This is a genomic window from Massilia eburnea (assembly GCF_050709955.1).
Classification (GTDB): domain Bacteria; phylum Pseudomonadota; class Gammaproteobacteria; order Burkholderiales; family Burkholderiaceae_D; genus Rugamonas; species Rugamonas eburnea_A.
This window is the reverse complement of the sequence record NZ_JBNZFX010000030.1, coordinates 205086-222552: the sequence shown is the minus strand read 5'-3', so window position 1 is coordinate 222552 and position 17467 is coordinate 205086. Positions and strand designations below refer to the sequence as shown.

General features: G+C 62.4%; 16 protein-coding genes. 5 read left to right on the top strand and 11 right to left on the bottom strand.

All coding sequences use genetic code 11. The features are described from left to right. Positions 1-106 precede the first annotated feature (106 nt). The 3 genes from ACQ4MM_RS16665 (at position 107) to ACQ4MM_RS16655 (ending at position 4879) form a co-directional block, all read left to right on the top strand. Entirely contained in the window at positions 107-3055 is a 2949-nt protein-coding gene (locus tag ACQ4MM_RS16665; RefSeq protein WP_431478391.1) for a TonB-dependent receptor, read from the top strand. A 119-nt stretch (positions 3056-3174) separates the two neighbouring features. Continuing rightward, positions 3175-4449, top strand: a complete 1275-nt coding sequence (locus ACQ4MM_RS16660; protein ID WP_431478390.1) for an HD-GYP domain-containing protein — start codon at positions 3175-3177, stop codon at positions 4447-4449. Between the two features lie 115 nt (positions 4450-4564). After that, the gene (locus tag ACQ4MM_RS16655) at positions 4565-4879 is read left to right on the top strand and encodes a hypothetical protein (RefSeq protein WP_431478389.1); all 315 of its coding nucleotides are present in this window, start codon (positions 4565-4567) and stop codon (positions 4877-4879) included. A gap of 60 nt (positions 4880-4939) precedes the next feature. Here the strand turns inward: ACQ4MM_RS16655 and ACQ4MM_RS16650 are convergent, their stop codons facing one another. Beyond that, entirely contained in the window at positions 4940-5743 is an 804-nt protein-coding gene (locus ACQ4MM_RS16650; protein WP_431478388.1) for a hypothetical protein, read from the bottom strand. Positions 5744-5836: 93 nt separating this feature from the next. On the opposite strand from ACQ4MM_RS16650, the gene ACQ4MM_RS16645 reads away from it, so the two are divergent. Both ACQ4MM_RS16645 and ACQ4MM_RS16640 read left to right on the top strand, forming a co-directional pair. Further along, positions 5837-7144 (top strand): GMC family oxidoreductase N-terminal domain-containing protein, encoded by a 1308-nt coding sequence (locus ACQ4MM_RS16645; RefSeq protein WP_431478387.1) that lies wholly within the window; start codon positions 5837-5839, stop codon positions 7142-7144. A gap of 112 nt (positions 7145-7256) precedes the next feature. Next, the gene (locus ACQ4MM_RS16640) at positions 7257-9386 is read left to right on the top strand and encodes an alpha-amylase family glycosyl hydrolase (RefSeq protein WP_431478386.1); all 2130 of its coding nucleotides are present in this window, start codon (positions 7257-7259) and stop codon (positions 9384-9386) included. Between the two features lies 1 nt (position 9387). On the opposite strand, the gene ACQ4MM_RS16635 is transcribed toward ACQ4MM_RS16640, so the two are convergent. From ACQ4MM_RS16635 to nosD, 10 genes are all read right to left on the bottom strand, one after another. Further along, positions 9388-11241 carry a hypothetical protein gene (locus ACQ4MM_RS16635; protein ID WP_431478385.1) on the bottom strand — a complete coding sequence of 618 codons (1854 nt, stop codon included), beginning with the start codon at positions 11239-11241 and terminating at the stop codon, positions 9388-9390. A gap of 7 nt (positions 11242-11248) precedes the next feature. Further along, positions 11249-11617, bottom strand: a complete 369-nt coding sequence (locus ACQ4MM_RS16630; RefSeq protein WP_431478384.1) for a YbaN family protein — start codon at positions 11615-11617, stop codon at positions 11249-11251. A gap of 7 nt (positions 11618-11624) precedes the next feature. Continuing rightward, positions 11625-12194 carry an MEDS domain-containing protein gene (locus ACQ4MM_RS16625; RefSeq protein ID WP_431478383.1) on the bottom strand — a complete coding sequence of 190 codons (570 nt, stop codon included), beginning with the start codon at positions 12192-12194 and terminating at the stop codon, positions 11625-11627. Positions 12195-12270: 76 nt separating this feature from the next. Continuing rightward, positions 12271-12582 carry a cupin domain-containing protein gene (locus ACQ4MM_RS16620; RefSeq protein ID WP_431478382.1) on the bottom strand — a complete coding sequence of 104 codons (312 nt, stop codon included), beginning with the start codon at positions 12580-12582 and terminating at the stop codon, positions 12271-12273. Continuing rightward, the gene (locus tag ACQ4MM_RS16615) at positions 12539-13600 is read right to left on the bottom strand and encodes an FAD:protein FMN transferase (RefSeq protein ID WP_431478381.1); all 1062 of its coding nucleotides are present in this window, start codon (positions 13598-13600) and stop codon (positions 12539-12541) included. Before ACQ4MM_RS16615 ends, ACQ4MM_RS16620 begins: the two co-directional genes overlap by 44 nt. Further along, positions 13600-13923, bottom strand: coding sequence for a c-type cytochrome (locus ACQ4MM_RS16610; RefSeq protein ID WP_431478380.1), 324 nt, complete (start codon positions 13921-13923; stop codon positions 13600-13602). The genes ACQ4MM_RS16615 and ACQ4MM_RS16610 overlap by 1 nt, the downstream gene beginning before the upstream one ends. Before the next feature lie 34 nt (positions 13924-13957). Continuing rightward, positions 13958-14476, bottom strand: a complete 519-nt coding sequence (locus tag ACQ4MM_RS16605) for a nitrous oxide reductase accessory protein NosL (RefSeq protein WP_431478379.1) — start codon at positions 14474-14476, stop codon at positions 13958-13960. Continuing rightward, positions 14473-15297, bottom strand: coding sequence for an ABC transporter permease (locus tag ACQ4MM_RS16600; protein WP_431478378.1), 825 nt, complete (start codon positions 15295-15297; stop codon positions 14473-14475). The genes ACQ4MM_RS16605 and ACQ4MM_RS16600 overlap by 4 nt, the downstream gene beginning before the upstream one ends. After that, positions 15281-16201 carry an ABC transporter ATP-binding protein gene (locus tag ACQ4MM_RS16595; RefSeq protein WP_431478377.1) on the bottom strand — a complete coding sequence of 307 codons (921 nt, stop codon included), beginning with the start codon at positions 16199-16201 and terminating at the stop codon, positions 15281-15283. Before ACQ4MM_RS16595 ends, ACQ4MM_RS16600 begins: the two co-directional genes overlap by 17 nt. Next, a complete protein-coding gene (gene nosD, locus ACQ4MM_RS16590; RefSeq protein ID WP_431478376.1) occupies positions 16182-17465 on the bottom strand; it encodes a nitrous oxide reductase family maturation protein NosD in 1284 nt (427 codons plus the stop codon). The genes ACQ4MM_RS16595 and nosD overlap by 20 nt, the downstream gene beginning before the upstream one ends. Between the last annotated feature and the right edge of the window lie 2 nt (positions 17466-17467).

Sequence of the window (17467 nt, the reverse complement as noted above, 5' to 3'; positions counted from 1 at the left end):
AAATAAATACATTTGGACTGACCACATCGCAAAAACATTAGCATAAAATACTGAAACCGGCCTGACCAATTACAAGAGCCGGCGGCATAATAAAACAGGAGATGGCATGAAGTTTACGGATCAATCCGAGGCCTTGCGCAAGTTCGCGCTGCGTCTCGTCGGCACTTACTCAGTCACCGCGCTGGCCATGGGCCTGGCCCAGGCACAGTCCACCGCACCGGCCGCGCCAGCGGCGGAACCGGAAATGAAGGTGGTCGTCACCGGCCTGCGCGCCGCGCTGGAATCGGCGCTGAACAAAAAGCGCGAGGACAACGGCATCGTCGACGTCATCAAGGCCGAAGACATGGGCAAGTTCCCCGACACCAACCTGGCCGAATCGCTCCAGCGCGTGCCGGGCGTCGTGATCGACCGCGATGCCGGCGAGGGCCGCAGCATCACCGTGCGTGGCCTGGGCCAGGATTTCACCAGGGTACGCATCAACGGCCTGGAAGCGCTGGCCACCACCGGCGGCACCGACAGCTCCGGCGGCACCAACCGTTCGCGCGGCTTCGACTTCAACGTGTTTGCCTCCGAATTGTTCTCGTCGCTGACCGTGCGCAAGAGCTCCTCCGCCGACGTGGATGAAGGCTCGCTGGGCGCCACCGTCGACCTGCAAACCATGCGCCCCTTCGACCTGAAAGGCTTCAACGCCACCATCACGGCCAAGGGCAAGTACAACGACCTGTCGAAGAAGACCGACCCGCGCGTCGCCTTCCTGCTGTCCGATACCTTCGCCGACCGCAAGGTCGGTGTGCTGTTGTCCGGCGCCTTCTCGAAACGCCAGTTGTTGGAGGAAGGCTTCTCCACCGTGCGCTGGGATAACGGCCCATCGAGCGGCGGCTGGTGCGCACCGCAAGGCATGGCTGCCAACCCGGCCAATTCCACCGCGACGACTTGCGGTCCTGCCGCACAAGGCGTGGCGCGCCTGCCTGCATCGCAAGCGGCCACCGATGCCTACAACCTGGCCAGCAACGCCAACAACTTCCATCCGCGCCTGCCGCGCTACGGCCGTCTGACCCACGACCAGGACCGCGTGGGCCTGACCGGTGCCGTGCAATGGCGCCCGATGCAAGGCTCGCTGGTGACCTTCGACATGCTGTACGCGAAGCTCGATGCAACGCGCCAGGAAGACTTCCTGGAAGCGATTTCGTTCAGCCGCTCCGCCAGCCAGGGCGGCAAGCCGCAAACCTCGGTGGTGGAAGCGCAGTACGCGCCGAACGGAAACCTGTTGTACGGTAAATTCAACGGAGTCGACATGCGCGCCGAATCGCGCTTCGACGAGCTGACCACCACCTTCACCCAGCCTACCCTGACCATCGACCAGCGCCTGACCGATACCCTGCAACTGCAGGCTCGCGTTGGCCGCGCCACTTCGAAGTTCCGCAACCCGGTACAGACCACCACCACGCTCGACGCACTGAACGTGAACGGTTACACCATCGACTTCCGCCAGGATGATCGCCATCCGGTCATTTCACTGCCGTTCGACCCTGCGGCCAGCGGCAGCATGGGCATTGTCGGCGTGCCGCAGGTTGGCAGCGGCACCCAGCCGACCACCGTCGCCAATACCACCACCAGCGAAATCCGCATCCGTCCGCAGGGCGCCACCAATCGCAACGACACTGCGACCTTGGACCTGTCATGGGAAGCGGCGGACGCCCTGACCATCAAGGGCGGCCTGAATCGCAAGAAGTACGACTTCAATTCCTATGAGTCGCGCCGTGTGAACCAGAACGACACGATCTTCGCGCCGCCTGCTGGTTCCGGCAACCTGAGCACCACCCTGAGCGGCTTCGGCAAAGGCCAGAACCTGCCGGCGGGTACCTACACCACCTGGCTGATTCCAGACCTGAATGCCATCGCCAAGGCATACGACATTTACTGCAACTGCATCAAGAGCGGTCCTGCCGGTGGCCCGGGCGACTTCACCCTGTCCTCCGTCACCAACGGCAATGCACGCGGCAACAACCGCTCTGTCAACGAAGAAGACAAAGGCTTCTACCTGATGGGCGAATTCAAGACGGAGTTGGGCAGCATTCCGCTGCGCGGCAACTTCGGCGCCCGCTATGTGAAAACTGAGCTTTCGGCCACTGGCTACCAGGCTGCCGGCGGCGGCACTGCGGTTACCGTCAGCAATGAGTACTCGGACACCCTGCCATCGCTGAACATCGCGGCCACGCTGACGCCGGACCTGATTGCCCGCTTCGCCGCGGCCAAGGTCATGACACGCCCGCAGCTGAACAACCTGTCGCCTGGCGGCACCATCGCTACCACCGGTACGCCAAGCATAACCACTGGCAATCCGCTGCTGAAGCCCTTCCGCGCCAAGACCTTCGACACCAGCCTCGAATACTACTTCGGCAAGAACGCCTTTGTCGGCCTGGGGCTGTTCCAGAAGAACATCAGCACCTACATCCAGTCGCTGCGCACCAATATGGCGTATAAGGACACCGGGCTGCCGATGTCGCTGCTGCCGGCCAACTTCACCGGCGAAGAAGTGTTCCAGGTGACTGCGCCGATCAACACCGATGGCGGCAAGCTGAAAGGCTTCGAGCTGAATTACCAGCAGCCGTTCACCTTCCTGCCGGCATGGGGCAAGGACTTTGGCACGCTGCTGAACTACACGCACGTGAAGTCGAAGATCGAGTACGTGGTTTCGCCGACCAGTGATACCCGCATCACCGACGACTTGCTGAACCTCTCGCCGCGCTCCTGGAACGCCACGCTGTACTACGACAACGGCAAGCTCAGTGCCCGCGTCTCGGCATCTTCCCGCTCTTCTTTCGTGACCCGCGTACCGGGCCAGAACAACAACGATGTCGAAGGCAAGAACAAGTCGCTGAACGTGGATCTGTCCCTGTCGTACAAAGTCAACGAAAAGCTGGAACTCACGCTGGAAGGCGTGAACCTGACCAACGAGGAAAACGACCAGTTCGTGAGCCGCGGGCGCAACAGCGTCGTGGTCAACAACGTGACCGGCCGCGAATTCCTGGCCGGCCTGCGCTACAAGTTCTAAGGTGTTTCAAAGGCGTCTCTCCGCCTCTGCTTCCGGCCCCGCCTAGTGCGGGGCCTTTTTTTTCTGCGAAAATGTCCACATTCGTTCCTGACCCCAAGGTGGACATTTTGGCTAGCGAAATGCAATTGACCGATGTTCCCGGCGAGAGCCCGCATTTCGTCCGTTCGGTCACTGAGATGGGCGATACGCGTGATGTCATCGCCAGCGAGGATATCTACGCCAGCAACGGCACCAAGCTGCTGGCCAAGGGCGCCCGCATCGACAGCAAGCAGTTCGAGAAGCTCACCCGCTACAAACTCTCCGCCCCGCTCGACCAGGTGCTGTCGTCCGACAGGGCAGTCGATGCAGCCATGCTGGCGATTGAATTCGACCGCATCCTCGAACACGATGCAACTTATCGCCAACTGCTCTCGCGTGCCGGGGATCCGCGCCAGTTGAAGCACTGCACCGCCAACCTGCGCCTGCATTCGACCATCGAGCTACGCTTGACCGTCATGATGGACAAGCACACCGAAATGTTCGAGCACACGCTGCGCACAGCCATCATCGCCTTTGCCTGCGCCCAGCGCATGGGAATCCCTGCTGCCGACTTTCCCGCCGTGTTGATGGCAGCCTTGTGCCACGACTTCGGCGAAATGCATACCGACCCGCGCATCCTCGACCAGTCGCACCAGGTCACGGCCGAGGAACGTCGCTTTGTGCACGTGCATCCCGTCACCGGCTACGTCCTGCTGAAGGACTTGCCGGGCTTCCCCGCCGCTGCCAGCAAGGCGGTGCTGCAACACCATGAGCGACTGGATGGCAGCGGCTACCCGCACGCACTGCACGGTGAGCAGATTGACCGGCTGGCGCGCATCGTCGCAGCAGCCGACGTGACCGAAACGGTGCTGCGCCGCCTCGACATGCAGCGCCTGGAAATGCTGTACCGGATTAACAAGCCGCGTTACGACGGCGATGTGCTGGCTATCCTGCGCGACTTGCTGCAAACGCAGGCCGGCCAGCCGGTCGACACCGGCCCGGTCGCCGATCCATCAGCGCGCCTGAACCATCTATCGGACTTGCTGCAGGCCTGGTTCGACCTCAGGTCAATGCTGGAACAACGCGCCTCCGCCGATGCGCCGGGCTCGCCGCTGGCCTTCCTGTTCAAGCGCATGGCATCGGTCCGCTCGCTGGTTCTGCAGGCCGGCTTCAATCCGGACGATATGACCAGCATGCTGGCCTGGATACAGGACGATCCTGAGGTGCTGGCCGAATTGCGCTCCATGCTTGATGAAATGGATTGGTTGCTGGCCGACCTGGCCAATGAAATCGAGCGCCGCTCTCCGGAGCTGAACGGCCTGTCGCAGGCTGCGCTGAAAGGCCTGATGCAGCACCTGCGCCCTGAAATTCATTAACAAAACGGTTGCAAATGCTTACACCGATTACACGGGACGATGTTTTTCGCCGGCTCCGCCAGCCATATACTGCAGCCACGCGACTTGCGGAAACCACCCCATGAAAAGGAACGCCATGAAAACCACCAAGCTGTTTGCTGCCGTCCTGGTATCGGCCTTTGTCTTGCCAGCCTTTGCCCAATCCACCCCGAACCTGGACAAGCGCGAAGACCGCCAGCAAGCCCGCATCGCCCAAGGTATCGAGTCCGGCCAGTTGACCGCTAGAGAAGCGCAGCACCTGGAAGCGCGCGAAGCCAAGCTGGCCAACGACGAAGCAATGGCCAAGGCCGACGGTAAAGTCACCCGCAAAGAACGCCACAAACTGCAGCGCGAAGCTGACCGTAACAGCGCCGCCATCCATCAGCAGAAGCACGACAAGCAAACCCGCTGATCCAACAATACCGTTCGCCGGTGCCGCGCCCATGCCTGCGCGGCACTGCGCACCCTGCCACTATCTGAGCGACTCATACGGTAAATGGATGACGCTCGCCAGCCTGACCAAATCCTTCTGAACATACCTTAGGGCGAAATCCGGCCCCACTTTCTTGCTGAACGAGAAACGGGAGCCGAGGTGTTCTACCACTCCCAGAAAATCTGCACCCACGATGCCCAGCATGTAAAGAAAGTATCCAATCATCATGGCAACGGCAACGTTAAACATCAGTCCTTGTGCCAACCCCATCCCTTCGAAAAACTGGAAGAGATTATCGAGACTGGCACCCTGGTGAATTGCGAGTGCAAGTACCGCAGACGCAATCGCCAGCAACAAGGTGTATATCCTGGCCTTGGACTCGGGATGATAGATGTAGCGCAGCAGGTCCAGTATTGTGTTGCTTCGCGGGTAATGCTTTTCATATTGCTCTCTCATTTGGTCCATTTGCTTGGCAAACTCAAGAAAGTCACTCGGCTTTCGGCCGAAGTGTTTGGTCAGCATCAATTTCCTGTGCGAGTCCAACGCTGCAAACTTCACTCCGAATTGCCGGTTCAGTCGTTCAAGAACAAATGCTTTTCTCGCTTTCTCGAAACGGAATAGAAAGTAGAGCCCCGTTGCTTCCACTCCCAGGGCGAGCAAGAATAACTTCCACCACCTTTCATCTGTCTCCCATAGAGCGCCGAAGCAGAATGCAACCGACGCCAGGAATCCTAGTCCGGCAAGTAGCGCGATTCGATAATTCCAGTCCCGAAGGTGATAACAAAGACCTACATGCTCAAACATTACCCAATACGCGGTTGCCGCTTTCCTTAATTGCTCCATTCAGCCTCCCCCAAAAGAAATCGGTATGAGTTGACAATACTATTGTCTCAACTAGAGTAGACGGCATATTCGATCTGGAGCAGGAGATTTCTTATGGCAGACGGGCCGGCCGCTCATCGCTATGACGTCATTGTTGTCGGCAGCGGCCCGGGTGGCGCCAGCGTCGCACAAACTCTTGCGCAGCATGGGCAGCGCGTCCTGGTTCTAGAACAGGGTAGCAGCGCCCCCTTGCGGGGCACCCTGGCCCACATGGCAAGCATCGGCGCCATTCCCGGCAAGGGTGCCTTTTTCCACCGCGATGCATCGCTGCTGGTGCGCGGACTGGCTACCGGCGGCAGCTCGACCCTGAATTTCGCTACGGCCGCCGCGCCGCCGCTGGAACGCTTTGCGGCGCTTGGCATCGACCTGGCCCCTTCGCTGGCTGAATGCCGTGCCGGGTTACCGATCGGCCAACTGCCCGATGAATTGCTCGGCCCTATGGCCCTGCGCATCATGCAGGCTGCGCTGTCCTGCGGCCTGCCTTGGCAAAAACTCGACAAAATGATCCGTCCCGCCATCTGCCGCACGGGCTGCTGGCGATGCGTCTACGGCTGCCCGTATGGCGCCAAGTGGACTGCGCGCGACCTTCTGGATGAAGCACGCCTGTGCGGCACGCATATACTGGACAACGCGCAAGCCAGGCGCGTCCTGCTCGAGCAAGGCCGTGCAGTTGGCGTCGAGTATGTACGCGAGGGCGCGTCCCATATGGTCTACGCCAGCGCGGTGATATTGGCGGGCGGCGGCATCGGCAGCCCACGCCTGCTGCATGCCTCCGGATTGGCGCCGCGCAGCCTGCCCTTCATCAGCGATCCCGTGGTAGCGGTGATGGGTGTGGTGGACGATATCGATGGCGGCGCCGAAGTGCCTATGGCAGCCGGCATGGCGCTGCCGGATGCAGGCCTGTCCTTCGCCGACCTGACACTACCCAAACCGATGTACCAAGCGTTCGCGCTACAGGTCGGCCGCGTTGACCGCCTGTTCGCTCACCGCCGAACGCTCAGCATCATGGTCAAGATCCGGGACCTGGCCGGCGGCGGCATCGGCCCGCATTGGGTCGACAAGACGCTGCAAGCAGCGGACCGCGAGCGCTTCCGCCACGGCACCGCGCTGGCGCGCCGTATCCTGTCACAGGCCGGCGCCCGTCACGTATTCCAGAGCTGGCATTTCGCCGCCCATCCAGGCGGCGCGCTGGCCGTCGGCGGCGGCGGGCCGGCGGCGGTGGACAGCGATTTGCGCAGCGCCACCGCGGGCCTCTACGTATGCGACGCCTCCGTCCTGCCCGCTCCCTGGGGCTTGCCGCCGACCCTCACGCTGCTTGCACTCGGCAAGCGCCTTGGGCACCGACTACAGGATTTTCTGTAGTCAGAATACTTCAATTTAATCGCATTTTCTGCTGCGTTTACGCCACAGCACAAGCGTGCACGTAGTAAAACTACTCCATACTTTGTCGACCAAAACAAAGGAAGGAAAGACGATGGAGACTCAACGCAACGCCCTGTTGGCAGCCATCTTGGCCGCTTTCACCGTCCATGCGCAAGCCGCGCCGGACACCTCGGTCGGCAACAAGCAGGGCTTCAACACGGATGTGATCTACCAGATCGTGACCGACCGCCTGGCGGACGGCAATAGCGCGAACAATCCCACCGGCAGCGCCTTCAGTTCCGGCTGCACGCAGAAAAAACTGTTCTGTGGCGGCGACTGGAAGGGCATCCAGAACAAGCTTGAAGATGGCTACCTGACCGGCATGGGCATCACCGCCATCTGGATTTCGCAGCCGGTCGAAAACATCACCGCGGTGCTGAACTACTCCGGCACCAACAGCACCGCCTACCACGGCTACTGGGCGCGCGACTTCAAGCGCGCCAATCCAGCCTTCGGCAGCATGAGCGATTTCACCAGCATGATCAACGCGGCCCACGCCCGCAACATCAAGGTGATCATCGACTTTGCGCCTAACCACACCTCCCCTGCTTCGGCCAGCGACACCACCTTTGGCGAGAACGGCAAGCTGTTTGACAACGGCGCGCTGCTGGCCGGTTACGGCTCCGACCCGAACGGCTACTTCCACCACAATGGCGGCACCGACTTCTCCACACTGGAAAGCGGCATTTACCGTAACCTGTTCGACCTTGCGGACCTGAACCACAACAGCGCCACCGTGGATGCCTACATGAAGGCCGCCATCAAGGTCTGGCTGGACCTGGGCATCGACGGCATCCGCATGGACGCGGTCAAGCACATGCCTTTCGGCTGGCAAAAGAGCCTGATGTCCTATATCCACGGCTACAAGCCAGTGTTCACCTTCGGCGAATGGTACCTGAGCGAGAATGAAGTCGATCCGGCCAATCATTACTTCGCCAACCGCAGCGGCATGAGCCTGCTGGACTTCCAGTTCGCGCAGAAAGTGCGCCAGGTCTTCAAGGACGGTTCGGCGAACATGACTTCGCTGAACCAGATGGTGAGCGATACCGCCGGCCAGTACTCCCACGTGGGCGACCAGGTCACCTTCATCGACAACCACGACATGCCCCGTTTCCAGGTGTCTGGCGCCAGCGGCCGCAAGCTGGAACAGGCACTGGCCTTTACCCTCACCTCGCGCGGCGTGCCGGCCATCTATTACGGCACCGAGCAATACATGCAGGGTACCGGCGACCCGGATAACCGCGCGATGATGACCTCCTTTGCCACCACCACGCCGGCGTACGGCCTGGTGGCGCGCCTGTCGCCGCTGCGTAAATCCAATCCCGCCATCGCCTATGGCAGCACGCAGCAGCGCTGGGTCAATAACGATGTGCTGATCTACGAGCGCAACTTCGGCAACAACGTGGCCGTGGTGGCGATCAACCGCAGCCTGTCCACTGCCACCTCGATCAGCGGCTTTATCGCCGGCCTGCCCGCGGGCAGCTACACCGACGTGCTGAATGGCCTGGGCTTCAACGGCAACAGCATCACGGTCGGAGCCAATGGTGCGGTCAGCAACTTCACGCTGGCTGCCGGCGCCATCGCCGTCTGGCAGTACACCGCCACCGCCGCTTCGCCAAAGCTGGGGCACGTGGGGCCGAACATGTCGATGCCCGGCAAGACCATCACCATCGATGGCCGCGGCTTCGGCGCCACCAAGGGCACCGTGAAATTCGGCAGCACGGTGGTCAGCGGCGCCAACATCGTGTCGTGGGAAGACACACAGATCAAGGCGCTGGTGCCAAGCGTGGCGGCAGGCATGAGCGGAGTAAGCATCGTCACGGCCGGTGCGGTGGCCAGCGATAGCTGGAATAACTTCGAGATCCTGAGCGGGCCGCAGGTCACTGTGCGCTTTGTGGTCAGCAACGCCACCACGGTCTCCGGTGAAAACGTCTACCTGGCCGGGGATAAGTTCGAACTTGCCAACTGGAGCGCGACCGCGCCACTTGGCGCCCTGTTCAACCAGGTGGTCTACAGCTACCCGAACTGGTACACCGATGTCAGCGTACCGGCCGGCACCACCGTCAGCTATAAATTCCTGAAGAAGAGCGCCAATCCGACCGTATGGGAAGGCGGTGGCAACCACACCTTCACCACACCGGCCAGCGGTACGGCAACTGTCAATGTGAACTGGCAGCCTTGAATCAGGGCTTCAACTTGAAAATCGTGCGCTGAGTAGCGACGTAAAGCGCGCCCTTCCTGTCCACGGCAAGGGCGCGCAGTTTCCCGGCATCCGCCGGCAGGTCCCTGCCTTCGGTGGTGACTTCACCGTTCGCCGATATCTTGCGCAACACGCCGTCGTCAAGCAGGTAAATATTGTTACCGGCGTCCGGCGCCGCATGGGTGATGTTCCGGAAGCGCGCCAACAAGCTTGCCCCGTCGTTGCTCCCCTTGCGTTCGCGGCTGCCCGCCGCCAGCCATTGATGGCCATCGGCGTCTACCCTGCTCGCATACTGGCCGTGCAACATGAACACATCGTCGCTCGGGGCAACCAGCACGTCGCCGCAGCCGTCCGCCCCCTGCAACTCGATCTTGCGCGCCACGCCACGCGGGCGGATTCGCCACAGCACGTTATCGGCGCAATACCATGCCTGGCCGCTCGCATCCGCCGCGATGCGATGCTGGCCCAGGCCGGGCAGCATGAAGGGCTCGGCATCCTGCGCGACATAAGCCCAGATGCGCCGCAGCGCCGGCAGCAGACCGGTCTGCTCGGGTGTCATGCCCGGCGGACCGCTCACCAGGGAAATCATGCCCTCCGTGCTGACGCCTGCCAGGCCGCCGTTGGCGGTAACGAATACGCCGGTGCTGGGACGCGCAACCATCGAACCATGCAAATCGACCTGGGCTGCCGTGTGCGCATCACGCAGTTTGCGGAAACTTCCAGCCTCCAGCAGGGTGCGCACCACGCCTTCCTTGTCGATGCGGCGCAACTGGTCGCCGTCCAGCACATACAGCCCGCCATCGCGCCCCACTGCAAGCTGGGTAATATCGCCGAAGCGCGCCTGCATTGCCGGGCCGTCGCGGTTGAGCGAGGCAGCGTATTGCAGGGCGAAAGACTGCGGCTTGCCGCTGGCATCCCAGCTCATTGCAGCCTGGCGTTCGGCCAGCAGAACACGCATGCCGCCATCCCGGTCGCGCGCGGCACCGGACAGTTCGCCGGTGACGTCGCCCGTCCCCAGCAGCGGAACAATCATGCCGTTATGTTCGACGCGATAAATGGTGCCGGTGGCAGGCGCTGTCGCCAGCAGCCGTCCCTGGGAATCGGCGGCCATTTGCCCGGCAGGCAAGGCGCCCGCCTTGGCGGCTGTCGGCATGCTCGGGGCCAGGTAGCGCCGCAGGCATTTGCCGCGCTGGCATTCCTCCTGCGACGGGGCCGTGCCCGATTGCGAATCGAGCGCTTGCCATCTGCCGGCGGCATCGACCAGCAGCGCACTGCTTGCGTCGGACACCACGACGCCGCCGCGCGCATCGAGCGCGATGCCTTGCGGCTGCAAAGGCAGCCCCTGGGCCACCGTGCTGACCACACCGGCCGCCGAGATCCGCCGCAGTGCGCTGTTGCCTGCATCCGCCACCAGAAGCTCGCCCGCCCCATCGATTGCCAGCCCGGCCGGCTGGTCGAAGCGCGCCGCAATGCCTTTGCCGTCGTTGCGCCCGGCGGTACCGGCCTGGCCAGCCACCGTGCGCACATCGCCCGCCGGCGAAATCGCTTTCACCGCGTGGTTCCCGGCATCGGCCACGTACACCGTTCCATCGGCAGCCACGGCCAGTCCAGCCGGGGCGATGAAACGTCCCGGCAAATTCACCAGCAGCCCATCCGGCTTCAGCGCCCTCACTGTCGCGCCGTCGGTGAAATAGATCGTGTCGTCCGGCCCCACCGCGATACCGCGCGGCGCCTGCAGCCATTCGCTGCGCAAGGCCATAGGCGCCCCCGCAATGACTTCCCACCTGGCGGCAAAGGCGGCATGGGACAGCAGCAATGCGGCTGCGGCGGTAATCAAACTTTTCTTATTCATCCAGCGGGCGGGAAGTGGGAAGGCGCCACAGGTAGACTGTCACGCAGCAGGCAATCACGAACAGCATGACCTTCAGCGACAGAAAAGGCACCCTGTACATCGAATAAAACATCGACGGCCACATCATCACCATGGCCAGCACCTTGCCGCGCAGGGGGATGCCGCGCCCGTCTTCATAGTCGCGCAGGTAGCGGCCGAAGCGGCCGTGATTGCGCAGCCAGTTGTGCAGCTTGTCCGAGCTGCGCGCGAAACAGGCCGACGCCAGCAACAGGAAGGGCGTGGTGGGCAGCAGCGGCAGGAACACGCCCAGGACCGCGAGGACCATGAACAGGCAGCCGAAAGTGACCAGGACGATTTTCATCGCCCCATTATAGCGGTGGGCAAGCCCTCGTATGTGCGTTGTGCACCTCGCGGCAGTCGGCCGGGTCGGCGGAGTCGAAACTGGCTTTGGGGTAGGCGCAGAACAGCGGGAAGGACTCGCGCTGGCACAACTGCGTCCACATATGCTCCAGCCGCATGGTGGCGCGATACAGTTTTTCGTCCCACAGCAAAGCCACCATTTCGCCGAATGCGCGCACCGTGGGGTGCTTTTCGCGTGCCTTGGCGAGCAATTCTTCGATCATCGCATTGAAACGGGATTCGGCCGGCCAGCCATCGAACATGAAGCGCGCCAGGCAGGAACGGGCATCGCGCACGATGTACTGGCCGTTCGATGCCGCAGTGGCTACGCTGATGCCGTTGCGCTCCAGGCGTTCGGCCAAAGCAGTCCGGTGCTCCGGCGCGGCAATGACGATCACTGCGTCGTTCTTGCGGAAACCTTCTACGACAAAAGCTTCCAGCGTATCCAGGAACGAGTCTTCGTTCTCATACATCTGCACCACATGGTCGCAATGCGAAATGTGCTGCCAGAATTCCTCTATCGCTTCCTGCTGCTGCATCGAATGCACTCTTTTGGCTCCACGGCGAAAGTTACCAAGAGTAGCAGATCGAAACGGCTAAAAGATGCGCGCTTTGTCACGCATTACGCCCATGAAGGTGCACCGCCAACCACAGGGCGCCATCGGAAACCTTTTGCACCGTATGGGGCGTGCGCGCCGGCAGGAACAGATAGTCGCCGGCCTTCAGCGGCACCTTGCGGCCCGCCACTTCAAGGGTTGCTTCGCCGGTCAGGAGCAGCACCCATTCATCCTGCTCCTGCACGTATTCCTGCGATTCGATCCTTGACGTGCTGACGATGCGTTCGATCACCAATCCCTGGTGCGACAGCAGTGTATCGAAGCGTTCACCCGTTGCGGGCGGCAGTGCATCCTCGTACAGATTTCCCATTTCCTTGTCCCTGGTCAGTGCGTGCCATCATGGCAGGCGTAGCATACACCTCGCCTTGCGCGTCGATCAGCATGGCTTCCTTCAGCTCGAGCCGTTGCGCCATCTCGCACCAGCCCTGCGGTCCGACCACGAACAGCGGCTTGGAATTACCGTCCGAGCGCAAGCCCGCGTCGGCGCCGCCGGAGGTAATGATGGTAACGGAAGCCACCAGGTCCACCGTCTGCCCGGTGCGGGCATCGACGATATGGGCGTGGCGCTTGCCCTCTTTCATGAAGTAGCGCTCGTAATCGCCGCTGGTGCCGATCGCTTCATTGTCGTGCAAGGCAACGCGCGCCACCATTTCCGGCCCACGCGGGTTGCGGATGCCGACCATCCACGGCCGCGAACCGGGCTGGCCCAGCGCAATCGCATTGCCGCCCACGTTCACCAGCGCCGCCTTGACCTTGGCCTGGCGCAGGATCTGCGCCGCCCGGTCCAGTGCATAGCCCTTGGCATATCCGCCCAGGTCCAGCATAACGGTGCGGTTGCTGCTGGTGATGCGCTTGCCATCGAAATGCAGATCCGCCATGCGCGGGTTGGCCTTCACCAGGCGGTCGATCTCCGCTGCCGATGGACCACCGGCCGAAATATCGTTCTTCTGGAAACCCCACAGCCGGATCAGGCGACCGATGGCGGGGTTGAAAGTATCGCCCGAGCGGGTCGACAGTTCGGCGGCGGAGCGCAACAGCCCCACCATCTCTTCGTCAGCTTCAAAAGGCTCGCCACGGGCGATGGCTTCGTTCAGCGCCGTCAACTGGCTTGGTTGCCAGGCATGGTATTTGTGATGCAAGCGGTCGAATTCGCGCAGCACGGCGGCGCCTTGCTCGCTCGCCTGCGACTCGGAAGGACCGTAAATGCTGACCTCCACCTGCGTGCCGAACACATGCCCTTGCACATGGTGCACTTCATCCCTGGCCGTGCATGCCGCCAGCAAGGGCAGCAGCACGGCGCAAGCCAACAGCCGTCGGCGCTGCATCATCAGCTCTTGGCCATGAAGTCGATGGCAGCCTTCACCTCGTCGTCTTTCAGGCCGGGATTGCCGCCTTTCGGAGGCATCATCTTGAAGCCGTTCAGCCCATGGGTGTACAGCACTTCCTTGCCTTGCTTGACACGTGGGGCCCAGGCGGCCTTGTCGCCGACTTTCGGTGCGCCCAGCACGCCGGCGGCGTGGCAGGACGAGCAGTTGGCGGAGTAGATCTTTTCGCCATTGACGCCGGCGCCTTTGGCGGGTGCGGCGGCCATAACCGCTGGCGCCAGGACGGCGGCGGCGATAGCGACGGTCAGCTTGGTAAATGCTTTCATGTTGTCTTCCTCTTGGTTGGTGGGTGAAAAATACTCAGCGCATGGAATCGTCATGCGCGTCATGCGCCGGCTTGGTGCCCAGCTTGAGCACTTCCGGCCGGATCTGGCTGAAATCGAGCACGCGGCCGCCTTCGCGTCCAGCAAACGCTTGCGCATCGTCCTTGCTGGAAAAGGTGCCGATGGTCGGACCCATGGCGCCTTGGGCGCGGCTATCGATGACGTAAAACGCGGCGCGCGCTTCAATCCAATGTCCGCGCGGCTTGTTCCAGTCGGCTTTGCCCATGTCCTGCACGTAGCTGGCGCCGATGCCGCGCTGGCCGTCTCCGCCGAGCAGGACTTCGAACAATTCCGCAAGGCTGCAGAAGTAATCGATGCGGCCGTCCAGGAACACGATTTGCGCCTTGGGACCTGGATAGTCCTTGAGGCTCATGCCATCCAGCGCGCACACCGCATCGTCGGCCGGCTCGGCTGCCGACGTCGAACGCGCGGCGTCGCCGCAGGCAGCCAGCAACAGCATCACTGCAATGGCGGCGGCGTTCCGCTTGATCCTCATTTGAATCTCCAGGTGGCAATGGCAAAGGGAACCGCAATCCAGGCCAGCATCACGCCAGCCAGCAGGCCCGGGTTGGTCATATGCTCCGGCATCACGGTGGCCAGGCCGTACAGGCCCTGCACCTGCTCGGAGCTGAAGATATTCAGCAGGCGGAACACGTCGGCGGGATTCAGCATCAGCAATGCGCCGAACACACTGCTGTCCAGGGCTCCCTGCGACAGCACCAGGGCGCCCATCAGGACCATGTCGAACACCAGCACGAACAGGAACCACAGGCCGATCGCAAGCCCGCTGGCGCGGATGCGGTTGTGCGTCAGCACGGACAGGCACAGCGACATGCTCAGGAAGGCCAGTCCCAGCAGGATAGCGCTGCCGGCAAAGCCGAAGAAATGCATGGCGTCGCGCCCATCGAGCTGGTTGGACAGCGCCAACAGCGCCGCGCCGAAACCCAGCGCGGTCGACGCGGCAAGTGCGGCAGCCAGGCCCATGAACTTCCCGAGCAGCAGTTCAAAACGCGTGATCGGCAGCGACAGCAGCAACTCCAGCGAACCGCGTTCGCGCTCGCCGACAATCGCGTCGTAGCCGAGCAGCAGCGCGATCAGCGGCACCAGGTAGGTGACAAGGCTGGACAGGCTGACGATGGTGACATCGATGCCGCGATAGCCCACGCTGCCCTGCTGCGCCATGCCGAACCAGGCAATCGCCAGCGCAAACACGGCAAACACCAGCGCCACCGCCAGCACCCAGCGGTTGCGCAGCCGGTCGCGGAATTCGCGCGAGGCGATGGTGGCAGCCGCCGACCAGTCAAGCCGCGCGTGCATGACGGCCTCCCATGCCAAAGAACAGGTCTTCCAGCGACGGCTCGTGGATCGCCACGTCATCGATGGCATCGCCGAGGGTGGAAATGAGCTGCAGCATCTGGATCTTCTGCCGCGCAGCACATGGAACGCGGATGCAATCGCGCTCCACACGCACCTGGTGACCGCGCAGCGCGGCAATCACGCGGCCGGTCCCGCCAGCGCGCGCCACCAGCCGGATTTCAGCCGGCATCGCCGCGCCGGCACGCAATTGCGCCAGGGTGCCCTGCGCGGCAATGCGTCCGCCGCTCAGGATCACCAGCTCGTCGACCCGTTCCTGGATCTCGGCCAGGATGTGGGAAGTGATGACGATGGTTGCGCCTTGCTCGCGAAGCTGGTGCAGGATGCGATAGAAATCGTGGATGCCGTCCGGATCGAGGCCATTGGTCGGCTCGTCGAGGAATACCAGTTCCGGAGCGCCGAGCAGCAGTTGGGCGAAGCCCAGGCGCTGGCGCATGCCCTTGGAATAGCCGCCAACACGGCGATCCGCTGCCGCCGACAGGCCGACCCGCTCCAGCACATTGCCGCAGGCGCTGCGCGCGACTTTCTTCAGATCCGCGAACAGGTGCAGCAGCTCCATGCCGCTCAGGTTGTCGTAGGCGACAAAGCTCTCCGGCAGATAGCCGATGCGGCGACGCACATCACGGAACGCGCCGTCATCGGTGCGCACGCCGCAGATGCGTACTTCGCCGGAAGTCGGCTCCAGCAGGCCAAGCATCATCTTGAACAGAGTGCTCTTGCCGGCGCCGTTGTGCCCGATCAGGCCAACCATGCGGCCTCGCCCGACGCACAGGTCGACGCCGTCGACCGCCTGCAGCGCTCCATAGCGCTTGCCCACGGCGCGCAAGTCAATCAGCTTGTCGTCCATGCCATTTTCTCCAATCGATGTTCCAGGGCTGCATGTGCGGGTGTTTGTCGATCACGCTTGGCGCGCGCAGCAATGGGAATTGCCGCGACACGAAACGCAGGGTTTGTACGGAGGGGCTGCTAAGCAGGAGCTTGAGCAGCGGGTATTGCCAATGCAGGCGATCGACCACGTCGTTGGCCTGGTAGAGAATGTCGCCGTTGCCGTCGTTGTCCTGGTCCCAGCCGCTGTAATTGCTCCAGTAGTTGCCCTTGCTGCGGCCCCACTCGACGTCTTTCGATGCCACGAACTTGACCTGTTCGGCATTGTGGATAAAGTCGTTTCCATCCACAGCGTTATTGCTCGAACCGGCCGTCAGGTGCACGCCGGTGCGGTTGCCAATCACCAGGTTTCCGCGCAGGGTATTGAATTCGGCATCGTAGATAAAGAACCCGCGCCCGTTGCCGGCAACGATATTGTTTTCAATGAGCGAGTCCTGGATGGTACGCAGCATGATGCCGTGGTCTTCATTGCCCCAGGCGACGTTGTTGCGGACAGTGAGGTTGCGTACCTCCATCAGCGCCAGGCCACCACGGCTCTGGTACACGGTGTTGCCTTCCCACGTGCTGTTGTGGGTGTTCATATAGTGCGTGCCGTAGCGCACGTGGTGTACGGTATTGCCACGGAAGGTGGCGCGGCGCGAGTAGTCGACGTAGATGCCGTCGCGCACATAGCTGACCGTGTTGTCGATCACTTGCGTGTCGTCGGTGTCGTAGACCTGGATGCCGTTGCCGCGCATCTGCGACATCAGGTCGCGGCGGCCGGTGACCAGGTTGCCCTGCAGGATGGCGTCACGCGATTGCTCGAGCCAGATGCCGAACAAGTTGGTGACCAGGTCGCAGTTGGCGATAACCACGCGATCGGAACCCGGCATCACGTAAATGCCGGCATTCTGCAAACCAAGGTCGGTGCCGCTGTCGCGCACAATCAGGCCTCGAATCGAGACGTCGGCCGATTTGATGCGGATCACGTCGCCTTCGTATCCGGCGGCGATGGTCGGCTTGTCGATGCCCTCAAGCCTTAGCGGCTTGTCTATCAGGATGCGTTCTTTGTAGGTACCGGCCATGACCTGGACGGTGTCGCCGGGGTGTGCCCGGCCGACGGCTGCGGCGATCGATTCACCGGCGCGCACCTGCAGCACGGCCGCGTGCGCACCTGCCGAGGCACAGGCCAGCATCGCGGTGAAAGACGCGGCCAGGGCGGCCGCGCAAACCCTGAGGACACTCATGG